Source organism: Cytophagales bacterium, from assembly GCA_033344775.1.
In the GTDB taxonomy this organism is placed as follows: Bacteria; Bacteroidota; Bacteroidia; order Cytophagales; family Cyclobacteriaceae; genus JAWPMT01.
Window position 1 is genome coordinate 1,463,284 of record JAWPMT010000004.1, and the last position, 17,648, is coordinate 1,480,931.

15 protein-coding genes are annotated in these 17,648 nt (G+C 44.5%); 12 read left to right on the forward strand and 3 right to left on the reverse strand.

The genetic code is table 11. The annotated features are described in order from the left end of the window. Nucleotides 1-54 precede the first annotated feature (54 nt). The 3 genes from R8G66_15150 (at nt 55) to R8G66_15160 (ending at nt 3,140) form a co-directional block, all read left to right on the forward strand. Complete coding sequence (locus R8G66_15150; protein ID MDW3193706.1) at nt 55-2,532, forward strand: HAMP domain-containing sensor histidine kinase; 2,478 nt, start codon at nt 55-57, stop codon at nt 2,530-2,532. 9 nt (nt 2,533-2,541) lie between these two features. Continuing rightward, nucleotides 2,542-2,748: a hypothetical protein gene (locus tag R8G66_15155; protein ID MDW3193707.1), complete on the forward strand. Its 207-nt coding sequence runs from the start codon at nt 2,542-2,544 to the stop codon at nt 2,746-2,748. Between the two features lie 74 nt (nt 2,749-2,822). After that, nucleotides 2,823-3,140, forward strand: a complete 318-nt coding sequence (locus R8G66_15160) for a hypothetical protein (GenBank protein MDW3193708.1) — start codon at nt 2,823-2,825, stop codon at nt 3,138-3,140. Nucleotides 3,141-3,150: 10 nt separating this feature from the next. On the opposite strand, the gene R8G66_15165 is transcribed toward R8G66_15160, so the two are convergent. Next, nucleotides 3,151-3,312: a hypothetical protein gene (locus R8G66_15165; GenBank protein MDW3193709.1), complete on the reverse strand. Its 162-nt coding sequence runs from the start codon at nt 3,310-3,312 to the stop codon at nt 3,151-3,153. A 1,800-nt stretch (nt 3,313-5,112) separates the two neighbouring features. On the opposite strand from R8G66_15165, the gene R8G66_15170 reads away from it, so the two are divergent. The 6 genes from R8G66_15170 to R8G66_15195 all read left to right on the forward strand — a co-directional run bounded on the left by R8G66_15170 (nt 5,113) and on the right by R8G66_15195 (nt 14,103). Continuing rightward, nucleotides 5,113-5,451 carry a helix-turn-helix transcriptional regulator gene (locus R8G66_15170; protein MDW3193710.1) on the forward strand — a complete coding sequence of 113 codons (339 nt, stop codon included), beginning with the start codon at nt 5,113-5,115 and terminating at the stop codon, nt 5,449-5,451. Continuing rightward, entirely contained in the window at nt 5,448-8,048 is a 2,601-nt protein-coding gene (locus R8G66_15175; protein MDW3193711.1) for an ABC transporter permease, read from the forward strand. The genes R8G66_15170 and R8G66_15175 overlap by 4 nt, the downstream gene beginning before the upstream one ends. A 287-nt stretch (nt 8,049-8,335) precedes the next feature. Further along, on the forward strand, nt 8,336-9,010 hold the full coding sequence (locus tag R8G66_15180; GenBank protein MDW3193712.1) for a TetR/AcrR family transcriptional regulator: 675 nt from the start codon (nt 8,336-8,338) through the stop codon (nt 9,008-9,010). A gap of 1 nt (nt 9,011) precedes the next feature. Then, on the forward strand, nt 9,012-11,195 hold the full coding sequence (locus R8G66_15185; GenBank protein MDW3193713.1) for an ATP-binding cassette domain-containing protein: 2,184 nt from the start codon (nt 9,012-9,014) through the stop codon (nt 11,193-11,195). Between the two features lie 2 nt (nt 11,196-11,197). Then, nucleotides 11,198-12,586 (forward strand): HlyD family efflux transporter periplasmic adaptor subunit, encoded by a 1,389-nt coding sequence (locus R8G66_15190; protein MDW3193714.1) that lies wholly within the window; start codon nt 11,198-11,200, stop codon nt 12,584-12,586. A gap of 14 nt (nt 12,587-12,600) precedes the next feature. Continuing rightward, the gene (locus R8G66_15195) at nt 12,601-14,103 is read left to right on the forward strand and encodes a TolC family protein (GenBank protein MDW3193715.1); all 1,503 of its coding nucleotides are present in this window, start codon (nt 12,601-12,603) and stop codon (nt 14,101-14,103) included. A gap of 98 nt (nt 14,104-14,201) precedes the next feature. Here R8G66_15195 and R8G66_15200 read toward each other — a convergent pair whose 3' ends face one another. Together R8G66_15200 and yihA are read right to left on the reverse strand one after the other, a co-directional pair. Beyond that, nucleotides 14,202-14,627 (reverse strand): response regulator, encoded by a 426-nt coding sequence (locus R8G66_15200; protein MDW3193716.1) that lies wholly within the window; start codon nt 14,625-14,627, stop codon nt 14,202-14,204. Nucleotides 14,628-14,748: 121 nt separating this feature from the next. After that, nucleotides 14,749-15,348: a ribosome biogenesis GTP-binding protein YihA/YsxC gene (gene yihA, locus R8G66_15205; GenBank protein MDW3193717.1), complete on the reverse strand. Its 600-nt coding sequence runs from the start codon at nt 15,346-15,348 to the stop codon at nt 14,749-14,751. Between the two features lie 92 nt (nt 15,349-15,440). Between yihA and ubiE the strand changes: the two genes are divergently transcribed. From ubiE to R8G66_15220, 3 genes are read left to right on the forward strand one after another with little or no spacing between them, the layout of a single operon-like run. Beyond that, on the forward strand, nt 15,441-16,163 hold the full coding sequence (ubiE, locus tag R8G66_15210; GenBank protein MDW3193718.1) for a bifunctional demethylmenaquinone methyltransferase/2-methoxy-6-polyprenyl-1,4-benzoquinol methylase UbiE: 723 nt from the start codon (nt 15,441-15,443) through the stop codon (nt 16,161-16,163). Beyond that, nucleotides 16,112-16,888, forward strand: coding sequence for a porin family protein (locus R8G66_15215; GenBank protein MDW3193719.1), 777 nt, complete (start codon nt 16,112-16,114; stop codon nt 16,886-16,888). The genes ubiE and R8G66_15215 overlap by 52 nt, the downstream gene beginning before the upstream one ends. After that, complete coding sequence (locus R8G66_15220) at nt 16,885-17,643, forward strand: SDR family NAD(P)-dependent oxidoreductase (protein ID MDW3193720.1); 759 nt, start codon at nt 16,885-16,887, stop codon at nt 17,641-17,643. Before R8G66_15215 ends, R8G66_15220 begins: the two co-directional genes overlap by 4 nt. Nucleotides 17,644-17,648 lie beyond the last annotated feature (5 nt).

Below are 17,648 nucleotides of genomic sequence, written 5' to 3' on the forward strand. Positions count from 1 at the left end.
ATTCAATGTTCGCATAGTTACTTTTCCAACAGCATACTCGACTTACCGCCTTTCATGAGAAGTCTTTTATTTAGTATCCTGTGTCTGATCAGCATTTTCGGACATGGGCAAGATTACGTTGCGCTTACTGATTCGCTGAATTCACAATTCTTCAAAGTTTACAAGACGAATACGGACAGTGCCCAACTTGTTATTCAATCATTAGAAACACTCGCTAAGTCGGAGGGTTATGTACCCGCGGTTGCCTATGCTGCCTACTTCAAAGCCAAATTAGCCAGTCAGTCAACAGGACTTCAGGAAGCCATTGCTTTGTATGAAAAAGCACGAGCGGAGGAAGACAGCTTGCTTGCTATTGAAATGCCCGAATCGTGGAAAAACAAACTCTGGTCGACATTTACCAGACGAGGTACAGATGCCGGTGCTGCTTATATAGCTGCCGGAGCTTTTGAAAAGAGCCTGACCGAGTTTCGAATGACTTCAAATGCCGCATTGATGGCAGCTGATAGCAATCGTTATGGAGGTGTGATGGGCAGAATAGGAGCGGCCTACTTCTATTTGGGTGAACAAGATTCTGCTACATACTACATAGAAAAACAGAAAGCAATTGGGATTGCCTTAGGAGATATTGATATCATCTCCGTTTCCCTAAGCAACTTGTCTTTCATTTATCGCGGCAAAGGAGAATTCGCAAAATCCCTGATCAGCCTTCAGGAAGGAAAAGATGCCATTTCTAACATGGACAACAGCCCTGAAAAAGATCAGGCCATTGCGACCCTTAATTTCGCTTTGGCTTCGTTGTTGTACATGCGTGATGATTATCAACAAGCCAAAAAATTGTATTTACAGGCACACGATAATTATATGACCAGAGATGGTTCCAGAGCTATCAATTTACTTTATGAATTGGGAGACGTGTATAAGTCGCTTGATCTTTATGATTCATCAGCCTTCTACTACCTTAAGAGTCTTAAAATGGCCCGTAATCTAGATCTGGAAGTGGACATCATTTATATCCAAAGCCGCTTGTCTGATCTGTATTTCGACATGGGAGACTATGAACGTTCCGAAGCTTATGCCGATTCAGGACTAGTCCAACAAAAAGTAAAGCAATTGGCTTTTGAAGGTTTCTTTCTCAATAAAAGCAAGGCAGAATTATTGCTCAGAAAATCACAGGCTCGCCGCGCTCTAGCTTATGCCAACACGGCCCAGAGTTGGAGTGATAGCCTGGGAGTCAACATGGAGTTTGATAAAGAGATCAATGACCTGCTGTATCGCATTCATAAAAAAAGCGGCAATCTGACCTTCGCTCTCAAACACCTGGAACTTTTCAAAACATTGAATGATAGCCTAAGATCGGAAGCACAAACGCAGGAATTCACCATCGTAGATCAGGAACACAAAGCCGAGAAAGAGCGCCTCGCTTTGGTGGCCGAACAAGAAAAGACGGAACTTTCACTGAACAACAAATTGCAGCAACAGCGCGTCATCCAATACAGTGCTTTTGCCGGATTCGGATTGGTCTGTTTATTGGCCATCAGCTTCTACCGATCCTATCGGACCAAGCAAAAAGACAATGCCCACATCCAGGAGCAAGCCAATCAGTTGGCCTTTAGCAACCAACAATTGCAGGAGCTTTCCAGCTTCAAGGATGGCCTGACACACATGATCGCACATGACATGAAAAACAGCCTGAATGTGATTCTGGGGCTGTCTGAAAACGAGTCGGAAGAAAAGATGAAACAAATTCATCAGTCTGGTGGGCAATTGCTGAGTCTGGTCCTCAACATGCTGGACATTCAAAAATTTGAGGAAGCACAGATCCACCTCAACCCTTCCCAACATTCGATCCAGAAACTGATCTCCGAAGCAGTGCTACAGGTAGAATTACTCGCTTATTCCGAAGGCCTGACCATTGAACGGGAGCTGGAAGACAATCCTGCGGTGCATTGCAATGATAGTCTCATTGTCCGGGTGCTAGTTAATTTACTGACCAATGCCATCAAGTATTCCAGCGGTCAATCCAGTATCAAGATCACCTCTAATCAAACTTCCAACGACTTCCTGACCATTAGTATCGTTGATTACGGTTCAGGCATTCATGAAGATGACCTCCCACATGTTTTTGAAAAGTTCTGGCAAACCGACGCCAGAAAAACAGGACATGTCACGTCAACAGGTCTTGGACTTACCTTTTGTAAACTGGCTATAGAAGCACACGATGGAGACATCCAGGTCACGTCTACACATGGGAAAGGAAGTACGTTTACCTTTACCCTGCCGATAAAAACAATCCAGGAGCCAGTAGGGATTGAGGACAATTTGGTGGTTCACGAAGAAAAGAACCTGGTCCAGGAATTAGCCCAAGAGCTGAGAAAATTGCAAGTTTATCAGGCTGGGGAGATCTTCAAGATCCTGAACCGTGACGAGGCCCGCAATATGCAATCACCCTGGGCTCAGGAACTACGTGTAGCTGTAGAACAATCTGACACAGAGAAGTATCGACAGCTCGTCGATCTGGAAGTTTCTCCTTAACTTTTGGCCATGGATTTATTAAAAAGCAACAAAGTCATTCAACGAAGCAGCGCATTCATCATCATCATTTTGGCACTGTTAAGGATTGCCCATTTCATCGGACATACTACTTTTCTTTGGGCCGCTTTTGGTTTCACATTTATCGCATTGCTGATCAGTCAGCGAGCAGTCGAGAAACTACAAGCCAAAGTCAAATCGTTAGAAAAGGAAGGATAATTTGTCACGCTTCGACAGGCTCAGCATGACAAAATAAATTTTCTTGCTTTCTTTGGCGATCAGCATACGACACCATGAATAAGAAACACAAAAAGAAAATTCTCCTAAAGCTTTTAACAGCTGTCAAGAAGGTCGAAATCGTACCCGAAGAACACGATGGAGATGTGAAGAAAGCTGCTGCCAACAGGACTGCCACTTGCATCAATATCCTCCACCCCTACGCTGACCTTTTCGATGATACCTTCAGGAAAAAAGTGTTGACTTATATGATGATTGGTCGAGCCGCAGAAGAAGGAGATACAGCGAGTTTCACCAAATTAGAACCCATGATCGAACCTATATATACGCTTATTTTGGAGACTTTGGAGAAAATGATCAGGAAGTTGGGGTAGGCGTTCTCCTTCAAATGAATACTAGAAAAAATAAGATCGCTGCCTTAGTCGCAATCATGGCATCATTGATCACCAGCATACCTCTCTCATCAAAAACAAGCGGCGTGGAAGGAATAAGCGAAGTTTGGTTCACTGTAGGTACTTTTTTCGGCACGATGACACTAATTTTCATTCCATCGGCCATTGCTTTCCTGATTCGCAAAAATTCCTTCTCTTACGTCGTTTACATCTTCACCTTTATTGCGATTCTATTTTTCATTTTAATTTATTTTTAGTGAGAAATTAGACTCCTTTTTTTAGCAATCGCTTGGCTTCGTTGAGCGATCCATATATCCCTGGCTTTTAGCCAATTCAGAACACAGACTTACTTCTTTAGGCTTGAGCCTAAATAAATATGACTCACTCGGCCTACACGGCGGGGCAAAACCGAGCGAGTACAGGAGGGCTTTTTTTATACTCTTTATTTTGATCGGTATTTGAATTGGGTATGTTATTTGCCTTAGTCATATCTCAACTAAATATTACAACTATGAAAAAGCTAAATGTGAAACAATTGCAGTCTGTGAAGGGAGGTCCTAAATTGAAAGTCGGACAACCAACAGGTGGATGATGAGTTAAGCCCTTCGGGGCTTTTTTTAATCCCTACAGCAAAGCTCGGCTGTTGTCGAGCAATCCATATTATCCTGGATTTTAGCTAATTCAGAGCCTATCAGCTTTGAACTCTGTCTATTGTTGTGTATCTTATTTGCTCAACTAAAAATTTACAACTATGAAAAAACTACATGCGAAACAAGCACAGTCTGTTAAAGGGGGTCCTAAATTGACCATCAAACAATGACCTGAAATAGGTTAATCCAAGCCCTTCGGGGCTTTTAAACAACTTCATTACTCAACTAAATTATTAGAACTATGAAAAAGCTGAATGCGAAGCAATTACAATCAATCAAAGCAGGCAGTCGAACTAACCCAGGAGGTCAAGTACTATTAGATAACTAATAAATATCGAACTGGTACCTGAATGGGGACGAACGTTTCTGATCCGGATTCATTGGTCCTGATCGATCAATTATTTATTCAACTAAATTTTACAACTATGAAAAAGCTGAATGTGAAACAAGCTCAGTCCGTTAAAGCAGGGAAAACCCCAATGTTGAGAGTCAGTCAAGGTGGGGGTTAATCTTAATCCAAGCCCCTCGGGGCTTTTAAATAACTTCATTACTCAACTAAATTTTACAACTATGAGAAAGCTTGAAAAGAGTCAACTCAGACAGATTAAGGGCGGGCCAGTACTCAAGGTCAAAACGCCAAGAGTGAGAAATAGTCCATCACATTGAAAGAGACTAATCAGCCCTTCGGGGCTTTTTTTATGCCAAGTTTCCATCGGTTTTAGGACTGACGCCCATTAAATGAGAAATGATTTTTATCTTCAGTGAAAACTCCTCCGTTATGAAATCTTCGAAAACCACCAACACTCTGCTAGCTATCATCGCAATCAATCTTTGTTTCTGAAGTTTTATGCAAATAGTCCCAAAAGCAAATGCTAATCCTAAGCAGAAATTGGATAAGGGGTATATTGATGCACAGCCTGTTATCTTGGTTTCTAAACCTCTTTCAGATGGCAAGTCATAACCTTTAGAAATTACTTCAGATGACAAACTCCCTACTAGGCTAGTTGTTGATGTAAAGTAGATACGCTCAAAGTACCAATACGACCAATTCGTTGAAAGGCACCCCCTAGGTGTAGTTTGAAACTACACCAACATATTAGCAATCGCTCGGCTCCTGTCGAGTGATCCATATTTCTTTGGCTTGTAGCCAACTCCAGCCTCACCACCCCTTTCTAATAAACCTATAAGATCTCTTCATACCAGCTATTAGACCATATAGGTTTCCTCAAACAAAAACCTTTTTATTATAGCTACGTTTAGGACTTTTATATTTAGATTACATTTAGGATTTAAATAAAAGCCTTATGAAAAAGTACGCAATGGGCGAATTTGAGGAGATTGTCATGCTGACCGTGGCCATCCTCTACGAAAACGCTTATGGGATCACTATCAAAAAGGACATAGAAACACGCCTGAAAAGAAGTGTCAGCGTCGGGGCCATGCGTACCGCCCTCAATCGCCTGGAGAAAAAAGGCTACCTCTCCTCTCACTTCGGAGAAGCAACAGCCAGCCGCGGTGGCAAACGAAAGCGATTTTTTAAAGTCACTCCGGTCGGTAAAGAAGCGCTGGACCACATCATGGAAACCCGCAAGCAGCTTTGGGAAGCCATTCCTTCCATAGCCTTCGATTTCAAGTTCGCATGAGCCGCATCTCTCAAAACTCTCCTCCTCTATGGGTCACCCGATGGCTCCGGTGGTTTTGCCATCCGGACCTGATCGAAGATGTGGAAGGAGACCTGGCCGAATTGTATACCGAACGGTTGGAGACCTCACGGCGAAAAGCCCGGTTCAGGTACCTGCTGGATGTGTTGCTCTTATTTCGGCCGGGCATTGTCAAAAGCATTAAACTCAATCCAATAAAACGTCAAAATCTCATGTTCAAGAATTATTTAAAAGTGGCCTTGCGGAATTCCCTCCGATACAAAGGCTACACCGCACTCAACATTGCCGGACTCGTCGTAGGCATGGTCTGCTCCTTACTTATCGCCCTTTGGGTCAGTGACGAAATGCAAATGGACCAGTTCCATGCGAATGGCAACAACATTTACCGGGTCTGGAGAAACATGCATGAATCTTCTGGCTCTGTAGTAACCACTTCTTCGGTTCCCAAACCACTGGGCGATCTGATCTCGACCGAATATCCGGAAGTGGAGTCCATCACTTACTACAGTTGGCCCATGGACTTGTTCTTCCAACTTGGAGATCAAAGATCTAAAGAGGAAGGCCGATTCGTCTCTGCCAATTTTTTCGAGACCTTTTCTTTTACCATGCTGCAAGGCGACAAAGCCGCACTCGAAGACCATAGCGGCATCATGATCTCCAGAACTACGGCGGAGAAGTTCTTCGGTTCGAACTGGAAAGAAACCGCCATGGGTGCTACCATGCGTGTCCACGAGCAACAAGATGCTATTGTTGCCGGAATATTTGAAAATCCCGGAACGAATTCTACATTGACCTTTGACTGGCTGTTGCCTGCGCAAACTTTCTTCGACACCAACTCCTGGGTGGATAACTGGGGCAATGGCTCTTTCAGTCTCTTTTTCACGACCAGTTCAGACGAAAAAGCTGCCGCGGTTAATGAACGCATCACCAACGAGATCATGGACAATGTCAGCGAAGGCGACAATGCTGGCCACGAACTACTCTTTATCCAAAAATTCAGAGAACAATACCTCTATTCAAATTTCGAAAATGGTGTAGTGTCCGGTGGCCGGATTGATCAGGTTCGGTTAATGATCGTGGTAGCACTCTTTCTGATGGTGATAGCCGCCATCAACTTCATGAGCCTCGCTACGGCGAGGGCCGGAAGACGTGCCAAAGAGATTGGTGTTCGCAAGGTCATGGGTGCTAAAAAAGGATCATTACGAACTCAGTTTTATACAGAAGCCTTCCTATTTACCTTGTTTGCTTCCGTCTTGTCCATTCTGATTGTCTGGTTGGTGCTACCTGCCTTCAATGATCTAGTTTCAAAATCACTTGCGCTGGATTTCACACAATTGGAGATCTGGCGCCTGATCCTGATTGTCATGGTCGGAATGACGCTTCTTTCTGGTAGCTACCCGGCATTGATCATGCCAGCGTTGAACATCCTCCATTCCCTTAGAGGTACGATGACCCGGTCTGCGGGCTCCGCACTTTTCAGAAGAAGCTTACTGGTCATCCAATTTGCTATTACGATGTTGCTCATCGTAGGCACCCTGGTCATTCAAGATCAGCTGCATTATGTCCTGAATAAGGACCTGGGCATGAACCGTGAAAACGTGTTGATGGTTGGGCTTAGTGATGACCTAAGCGGACGTTTTGATACATATAAGTCAGAACTCACTCAAATTCCTGAAATCGAACAAATGACCGCTGCCTCAGGTAATCCACTGGACTATGGCCGCTCCACCAGTTCAGCAAGCTGGGAAGGAAAAAGTCCAGATGATCAATATGAGATGAAGGTTATCCTCGTCGACGATGATTTCATGTCTACCATGGAAATGGAAATAGCAGCTGGCCGCAATTACTCTCCTGAGCTGAATGATTCGCTCAGTTACATCATCAATGAAGTAGCGGCAGAAGTGATGGGCTATGATGATCCCATTGGTAAAAAACTAAGTATTTGGGGTGTTCCGGGTCACATTGTAGGAGTCGTCAAAAACTTCCACATGCGTGACCTCCATACGCCAATCGCTCCTATGATCATGTGGTATCGACCTTCCAATATCAATGTGGCCCTCATACGAGTAAGCGACAAACCTGGCGAAACCCTGGCTGCGGTTCAGGAAATCACCCGTACCATGGACCCCAATGAGGAATTCGAATACGAATGGATGGATGAGTCCTATGCGCAAAGCTACGAAAGCGACTTCATCGTGAGTAAACTCACCAATATCTTTTCTTCTATCTCCATCTTTATCTCTTGTCTGGGCTTGTTAGGCTTGGTTTCCTACTCTACCGAGCAACGATCGAAAGAGATCGGGATCCGGAAAGTTCATGGGGCTGGTATCGTGCCTTTGGTATTGATGCTTTCCAAAGATTATTCCAGGCTGATCATCCTTTCGTTCCTCATAGCCACCCCGATTGCTTATTACTATTGTCAGGATTGGCTCCAAAGCTTTGAGTATCGAACCAACCTACAAGTGACGAGCTTCATTTTGGCAGGCCTCCTGACTTTCATCATTGGTGCATTGACGGTGAGCTTCAAATCGTATCAGGCTGCCAGTTCCAATCCGGTAAAGACATTGAGGGCAGAGTAAACCGATCCGAAACCCTAAGAAACTTTAGGCCTTAGCGAAAGCCTTATCGGTTTCGGAAATATTCTGATTAATTGAACGCCCGGTAATCTGCCGGGCGCATTCTTTTTACGAAATTCAACCAAACACAAAAACAATCTGTCCCCTCCCATGTTGATTTGAGTACAAATCAGCACCACTCATCCTACCATTCTATACTATCATTAAAAAAAGTAGCACTTCCTGAACTTTTTAAGTCGCTATGCGTTTTGATAGCAATACTATCGTAAACGATATAGAGCTATCTTGCTATGACCATCCTGCAACTGCGGTTAAATCCGAACCTTTACCTCAAGGATCCACAATCCACTGACCTGGGACGAAAGATCATCCAGCAAAGTGTGTCCATGATCGATGAAATGGGTTTTGAAGCCTTTACCTTCAAAAAACTATCAGTAGCGATTGAATCCACAGAAGCTTCCATCTATCGCTATTTTGAAAACAAACATAAGCTGCTGATCTACCTCATCGCCTGGTACTGGAGTTGGTTGGAGCACCTCATCACTTTCAAAACCAATAACATTCCTTCTGCCGAGGAGCGTTTATTGATCGCATTGAAGACGATTACTGATAAGAAGGAGCAAGACGCCAACTTTCCTGACATTGACGAGCCGGCATTGCAACGCATCGTCATTGCAGAGTCAGACAAGACTTATCTGACGCGAGAGGTCGATGAAGACAATAAAGATGGACTCTTCCTGGGTTACAAATCACTCTGCAAGAAGATCAGTAGTATCATTCTGGAGATCAACAAGGACTTTCCTTACCCAAATTCATTGGTGAGTACTTGCCTGGAGGCCTCCAATCAGCAGATCTTTTTCGCAGAACACCTCCCTACCCTATCTGAAATGCGGGATTCGAAAGATCCCTACACCGATAATTTTGAATTTCTCAAAACACTGGTATTAAAAGCAATTAGTAACTGATATGAATAATCAGACCATCCGGCAAATCCTCCACGAGAGCGCACAATTGCTCAACATGGACCTGGATAGCAGTGTGCTTAAGGCGACCGATGACTTGCTCCGACGATATCATATCGACGAATTAGGGGAATTCATCAGGGACTTGACCAACATTGCGAATAATACGGGGATTGTTTTCATCAAGAAAGAGATTGAACCAAAGGAATTTGAAGTTTTTGTAGAGAACTTCGATTCTCCAATGGTCATTTTCATCTGGAAAGATGATACGCCGATCCCGGCCATTGTCAATACCAACAAAAAAGACAACAAGAAGATCACCCTGTTGTTTCCCGAACGAAATGAGGTACGCAACTGGGAAGACGTCAATGAAAAACAGATCCTACGTACGGATGCTGGCGATTTGGTCTTTCTTTCCGTCTTTGCTTACAACAGTGTGGTTGGCAGTGACATGGGCGAAGGTGAGATAGAAAAACTTTCCCCTGTCCAAAGGTTATTCAGGCTGCTGCGCGCAGACAAGCGTGACATCTTTTATGTCTATGTCTATGCCCTGATCATTGGGGTGACTAGTTTGATCCTGCCGCTGGGGATACAGGCTGCCATTGAATTGATCTCTGGAGGGGTTTTCTTCAGTTCGGTCTATTTTCTGATCACTATCATCATTCTAGGTGTATTGGGATCAGGGTTACTCCAGGTACTACAGATTACGATTGTGGAATACTTGCAAAGGAGGGTGTTTACCAAAGCAGCCTTTGAATTTGCATTCCGGGTACCCAGGATCAAAATGGAAGCGGTATTGCACTTGCATTTTCCTGAATTAATGAATCGGTTCTTCGACGTACTGACCATTCAAAAGGGATTACCCAAGCTCTTGATCGACTTGTCTACGGGTATCATCCAAATTTTGTTTGGCCTTTTATTGCTATCGTTCTATCACCCATTCTTCGTCTTCTTTGGCCTATTCCTAATGGTGATTCTGTTTCTCATCTTCTATTTAACAGGTCCAAAAGGGTTGCAATCTTCGATCGTGGAATCGAAGTATAAATACAAAGCGGTGTACTGGCTGGAGGAACTGGCACGTGCACTGTACAGCTTCAAATTATCCGGAAGTACCGACCTTCCAATTAAGAAAACCGACTACTTCGTCAACAACTACTTAAAGAACAGAAGGAAGCACTTCCGCGTCCTGATTACGCAATATTCATACGTATTACTTTTCAAAGCAGTAGTAACGGCGGGTTTGCTGATCATCGGTACGATTCTGGTGGTTCAGCGAGAAATTACCCTTGGTCAATTTGTAGCCTCGGAGGTGATCATCATCCTCATCCTGAACTCAGTGGAGAAAATCATCATGTACATGGACGTGGTTTATGACATGCTCACGGCCGTAGATAAAATCTCTCATGTGACAGATTTGCCCCTTGAAACCACTGGAGGCATCGACATCCCAACCAATCCGGATGTTCCTTATCAAGGATTTACCATAGACGTCCGCAATCTCTCATATACCTATCCGGGCACCAGGCAATCTTCGATCAGGAACATCAACATGACGATACCGAGTGGCCAACGAATTTGTATCAGTGGTGTAGGTGGGTCCGGAAAAAACACACTGACCAACACCATTGCAGGTATGTATAGCCAGTTTGATGGTTCAGTGACTTATAACAAATACTCCCTCAGAGATCTGGACCGTGTGCACTTGCGTGACAGAATTGGTAAGAATGTTTCCGCGGAAGACATCTTTGAAGGTACGATTCTAGAAAACATCCTAGTAGGTAAGCCTTTTGCCGAGGAAATGGCAGCCATTGAGGCGCTGGAACTTGTGGGACTGCAAGACAAAATCAACTCTCTGCCTGACGGACTGAATACTCCGATGTTGAGTGCAGGAAAAGGTTTTTCTCAGACCTTTATACAAAAGCTTATTCTGGCCAGGTGTCTGGCAAAACGACCCAACGTTCTGATCTTAAATGATATGTTTGGGGCCTTCTCTAAAAACGAGCGATTGAAACTGATCCAGACACTTACAGAGCCTTCGCATCCATGGACATTGATCCTGGTATCTAATGATCCTTTGATCATGGCTGCTTGCGACCGAACGGTATACCTGAGTAAAGGAGAGATCCTGGTCGATGGTCCGGTGGATCAGGTCTTGTCCAATGAAGAAGTCGTAAAAAATCTTAACTGATCATGCTGAACATTTCTAAAAATAGCATCGACGACCAGTTAGCGGATAAACAATTGTATTCGCTCAAAACGCTGAGAACTCCAAACCTGGGCATCTTCCTGGCAAGGGTCTTGCTGACCATTTTTACAGTGGCCATTATTTCACTGTTTTTACCTTGGCAGCAGAACATTCGTGGGCAGGGCAAAGTAACTGCACTCAATCCAGCCAATCGACCACAAACGGTCCAATCGGCTATCCCTGGTCAAATTGTTGAATGGTATGTTTTCGAAGGAGATCTCGTCCAAAAGGGTGACACGATTCTGCGACTTGCCGAAGTAAAAGACAAATATTTTGATCCGGAGATCCTTACCAGGTTACAGCAACAAATCGACGCCAAAGTGATGAGCCTTGAGGCCAAGGAACTTAAACGTGATGCCTATTCTGATCAAATTACGGCGCTGAAAGCCGCATTGAAAGCGAAGCTTCAACAGGCCAGGAATAAGATCATTCAGGGAGGGTTGAAAGTACAAAGTGATAGCATCAAGTTCAAAGCGCAAGAAGTGGCCTTTGCTAATGCCGACAATATTTTCGAACGGAACAAGCAACGTTACGAAAGTGGGAACATCTCTTTAACAAAATTCCAGGACCTGGAGAACAAGTACCAGCAGGGAGCGGCCAAAGTTTTAGAGGCTGAAAACAAATACTTACAAAGTCAGGCGGATCTGGCCATTAACCAGACAGACCTGGCAGCCATACAGGCCAATTATGCTGAAAAGATCAGCAAGGCCACCACTGACCTGCAAGCCACACTTTCCGAAATTCAGGAAACTCAAGGATCAATTGCCAAACTCCGCAATGAGTTTAGCAATGTACAGGTGAGGCAAGGCCAATATTACCTGATTGCTCCACAAGACGGATACATGGTCAAAGCCTTGAAAGAAGGGCTGGGTGAAACCATCAAGGAAGGAGAAGCAGTTGCGAGTATTATGCCGCAAAACCCGGATCTGGCGGTAGAAATGTACGTTCAGGCCATGGATGTACCATTGATCTCACAGGGTCGAAAAGTGAGAATTGAATTTGACGGATGGCCCGCATTGCAGTTTTCGGGATGGCCGGCTGTTTCTGTGGGTACTTTCGGAGGGACCGTTCAGGTAATTGATCGGGTAAACACCTCAGGAGGCATGTTCCGAATTTTGATCAAACCTGATGAAAATGAAGACCCGTGGCCACAGCAACTTAGAATGGGATCTGGTATCAAAGGATGGGTAATGCTGGAAAATGTCTCCGTATGGTACGAGATCTGGCGACAGCTCAATGGCTTCCCTCCAAGTCTGTACGATGAACCTGGTGCCGACTCCTACACTTCCGACAAAGGAGGCAACGGAAATGGTGATAAGAATGGCAAAAAATGAGAGCTATCTCCAACATGAGATCCATTATTTACGCTTTATTGTTCATTGGTTTTTCCTGGGTTAGTCAGGCTCAAACTAATTCATTGGATATCACTTCAATGTCCTCAGTGGTAGTATCCAATGTGGCAGTCTCCACTGCGGCAGTAGATTCTACTCAGACCACCTTTTCCATTTCGCAACTGGTCAATATGGTCTTGGCCAATCATCCGGTGGTGCAACAGGCGGAAATGGTACGAGAAATGGCCAACGCCGAATTGTTGAGTGCAAAAGGAAATTTCGATCCGAAGATATCGGCGGGGTATGACCTGAAAAATCTAAAAGACACGGAATATTGGGACATCCTGAACACAACCTTGAAGGTTCCTACCTGGATTCCCATCGATCCCAAAATCACTTTTGACCGAGCGCAGGGTGATTTCCTTAATCCTGAAAGGTTCATTAGTCCCAGTAGTGATTACCAACAAGTCACGGCGGGTGTGGCTATCCCACTTGGTAAAGGATTGTTTATCGATGAACGACGTGCAGTGGTCAAACAAGCGCGCATCTATCAAAACATCGCCACAGCTGAACAAACAAAAATGGTGAACAAGATCTTGTTCACGGCCATCAAGGATTATTGGGAATGGCAACTCGCCTATCAGGAGGTGTTGCTTTTGGAGCAGAGTGTGGGCATTGCTCAGGAACTGTACGAGCGACTGGTTTTGGATTTTCAGTTCGGAGAAGCAGCGCCTGTGGACACCATTCAGGCCATGATCAACTACCAAACACGTCAGGTAGAGTATGAAGAAGTAAAATTTGATTACATCAAATCCCAATTGCGCCTGGCTGTTCACCTTTGGTCGGTAGAAGGCATTCCATTGGGGTTTCAGGACGGAGTGGTTCCCGACACTTTGTCCACGTTTGGGGCCATTCCTACAGAAGAAGGCCTGATAGACATGGTGACCTGGGCACGGGTTTTTCATCCCGAAATTCAAAAACTAGAGGGCAAAGGCAGTCAGCTGGAGGTGGAACAGCGCTGGAATAGAGAAACCCTCAAGCCCCAATTGGACTTTAATTATTCATTTATTGATGCGCCCATCACCCCTCAGGGTGAGTCTTCTACCATTGACTTCAATGACAATTACAAACTTGGACTGGACTTCTCGTTCCCTATTTTCTTAAGGAAAGAACGAGGAAAACTTCAGAAAACGAAACTTAAAATCGTGAGTAATGACCTGGAATTGCAACGCAGTAAGCTGGCCATTGAAAACCAGCTGAGAACGAGCTATGCGGAACTGCAAATGGCCGACAGGAATGCCAGGAACTATGAATCAATGGCGGATAATTACAATCGGTTGGTACAGGCGGAGCTGTTCAATCTGGAAACCGGAGAAAGTGACCTGTTCAAATTCAACATCCAGCAGGATAAATACATCAACTCCAGGTTGAAATTCCTGAAGACCCAGGCGAAGGCTCAGAAGTTGAAAGCGGAGATCTTGTATGAAGCAGGGTATCCTTTGCTTTCGCCGGTGAATTGATCTCTAAAGAGTTTACAAAAGCCTCCATCAAAAAAGGGTAACTGCTTGAATGAAAATCAAGCAGCTACCCTTTCTTTAATATTTATCAGTTAAGACCGTTAAGAAAAGCTCTTAACGTCGGGATTGGTTCTTAGTAAACGTTCGAAGATTTCCAGCATTTCATCAAAATCCCATGGTTTGGTTACAAACTCATGGATACCAAAGCTTCCGACAGCTTCGTCCAGTTCGTGCCGTTTGATGAATCCGCTCAGGATCATACGCTTGATTTCGGGATTGAAAGCATGTACCTTCTCCAACAATTCAGTTCCTACCATGTCGGGCATGCGATGGTCAGTCACCACCAGGTCGATCTTTTCAGATTTCACAATCTCCAAAGCCTCTTCCGGCCCATCGGCTACCTTAATGTTATATAATCTACGAAATGCCGCTTTGAATCCTCTCAGGTTCGGAGCTTCATCGTCTACATAAAGGATCGTAAACTCCTTTACTTTCTTTCTTGATCTTCTTTCAGCTACTTCTGCCATCTAAACGTCGGTGTTTTTGCTCTATAGTCTAAGGTTATTACAAAAATACTTGATTCAAGAACCAAACTAATTAAATCTGGCTCATAAGGAAATTTAATGGGGTCAAGCGGGATTATTCTTGCTAATGCAAGTCCTCATTGAGCAGACGAACATAATCTATGATTTCCAGCCCTTCACCCGTAACATTCGAAGCGGTGAAATATTTTGGCAGCTCCGCCCATTCCTTTTTAAGTATTTTTCGGTACTTGGCAATATTGGATTCCGTCTGGTTTTTACTCTGCTTGTCTACTTTGGTGTAGACCAGAATAAAGGGAATTTCATTCTGTCCAAGCCAGCGCATGAATTCCATGTCTACCTTTTGCGGTTCATGTCGTGAATCGATCAATAGAAATACCAACGCAAGATTCTCTCGCTCTCGCAGGTACCGATCGATCATCTTTTTCCACTTGGCTTTTTCCGTCTTGCTGACCTGTGCCCAGCCATAACCCGGTAAGTCCACCAGGTACCATTGGTCATCGATCAAAAAATGATTGATCAGTTGGGTTTTGCCTGGCTTCCCGGAAGTTTTGGCCAGTTTTTTATTCCCTGTGATGTGATTGATCAACGAAGACTTGCCCACATTGGACCGACCAATAAATGCATATTCAGGAACTTTTGGCGGAGGGCATTCTTCAATTTTGGAGCTACTCTTCTCAAATACAGCCGTTTTCACAGGATTCATGCCGCAAAATTAGAGGAATTTGTTCGCGATTGAGAGGAATATTCTTAACCTATGCGATGGGCTATAGGTTAATCCGTAATATTGCATGAATTATGGAGATAGTGCCTTACAAGGAGCAGACCGCAGGGAAGAAAGAGCAAGTCGCCCAAATGTTCAACAACATCAGCAAGCGGTATGATTTTCTGAATCATTTTCTTAGCTTGGGGATCGACATCATGTGGCGTAAAAAAGCCATCAAGATGCTCAAGCAAGACCAACCGAAACAGATTCTGGACATAGCCACCGGAACGGGAGATTTTGCCATTGAAGCACTGGCCCTGAATCCGGAAAAAGTCATTGGAGTGGACATCTCCGAAGGCATGCTGGAAGTCGGTCGCAAGAAAATGAAGGAAAAAAAATACGACGACCGCATCGAATTACGCTCAGGGGATTCCGAAGGATTGTTGTTTGATGACAATAAGTTCGATGCAGTGATCGTTGCATTTGGCGTAAGGAATTTTGAGAATTTGGAAAAAGGATTGGCTGATATGTACAGGGTATTGAAACCCGGCGGAAAGGTAGTGGTACTGGAATTTTCCAAGCCCACGATGTTCCCTTTCAAGCAGCTGTATCAATTCTACTTCAAATATATTTTGCCATCGGTGGGGAGATTAATTTCCAAAGACCAGGCGGCTTATACATATTTGCCTGATTCTGTTCGCAATTTTCCGGATGGTAAAGACTTTTTGAACATCCTAGACAGGATAGGTTTTTTGAACACCCAATGCAGACCCCTTACCCTCGGCATAAGTTCGATATACGTTGGCTCAAAATAAGCCTGGTAGCCTTAGTGCTGCTGGCCTCATTTCCATCCTGGGGACAATCATCTTCGGGGCGAACGGAAAATTTGATCCATTATGATGATGAATTCATCCACTATGGATTTGCATTTGGCGGTCATGCTTCCCGGTATGTATTTAAATACAACGATACTTTTGTAAGTCCGTCGTTTGACTCTTTGCATTCTATTGCCAACCGGGCACTGGGTGGTTTCAAAGTTGGATTTGTCGTCAATTTCCATTTACTACAATACCTGGACCTGCGGGTGTTACCCACCTTTGGACTCTATGAAAATGAGCTACAGTATCGGTTTACGAACGGGACCACTTTCGCTTTGTTCAAGGACGCCACTTATTTCGAATTGCCGATCGTTTTAAAATACAAAAGCGTGCGTAGGAGAAATCACGCACTGTATGTGGTGGGTGGGGTCAGTCCATCATTGGAAGCTGCAGCTCGAGGCGATGAAGTGGCCGATGTGGAAACACTCGAAACCCGAAACTGGAACTTTGCCATTGAGACCGGGATCGGTTTCGATATTTATTTCCCACTTTTTAAGTTTTCTCCGGAAATCCGGTATTCCTGGGGGCTCAGAAACCTGCTTTCTGACAATAAAAATGATTTCAATGCGGCACTCGATAAATTGGTTCAGCATAATTTCACCTTTTTCATCACTTTTGAGGGCGGACCCAGTTACCTCAAAAAGAGAAGACTCAGAAGATGACGAACCAAAAACCGATCGCCTTGATCACCGGTGCCTCCAGTGGTATTGGCGAGGCCGCGGCAAGATTGCTTGCACCCAGCCACCGATTGATCATTTGCGGCCGTCGCGTAGCGCGACTGACCCAACTTGCCGAAGCCTTATCATCCGACACAGACATCCATCAACTGGACTTTGATGTACGGGACCAGCAGGCGGTAGCTGAAAAAATCGCTTCCCTGCCCGAAGCATGGCAAAACATCGAAGTATTGATCAATAACGCGGGGAATGCACATGGATTAGACCCATTTCACGAAGCATCGGTGGCAGATTGGGATGCCATGATCGACATCAATGTAAAAGGATTGCTATACGTTAGCAATGCCATTACTCCCGGCATGGTCAAAAGAGAGAGAGGGCACATCATCAATATCGGATCCATTGCCGGCATAGAAGTCTATCCAAAAGGACATGTCTATTGTGCTTCTAAATTTGCCGTAGATGCGATCACACAAGGCATGCGCCAGGACCTGAATCCCTTTAACATTCGTGTCACAGAAATTAAGCCGGGTCTGGTGGAAACTGAGTTTTCGGAAGTACGCTTCAAAGGAGATGCCGATCGCGCTGCACAAGTGTACAAAGGTTTCGAACCATTGACGGCCAATGATGTGGCGGATACAATAAGATATGCTGTGCTGGCACCTGCCCATGTGACCATCGCCGAATTGACCATATTACCAACAGCACAAGCCAGTGCTACGATCGTAAAGAAGCAATAATCACC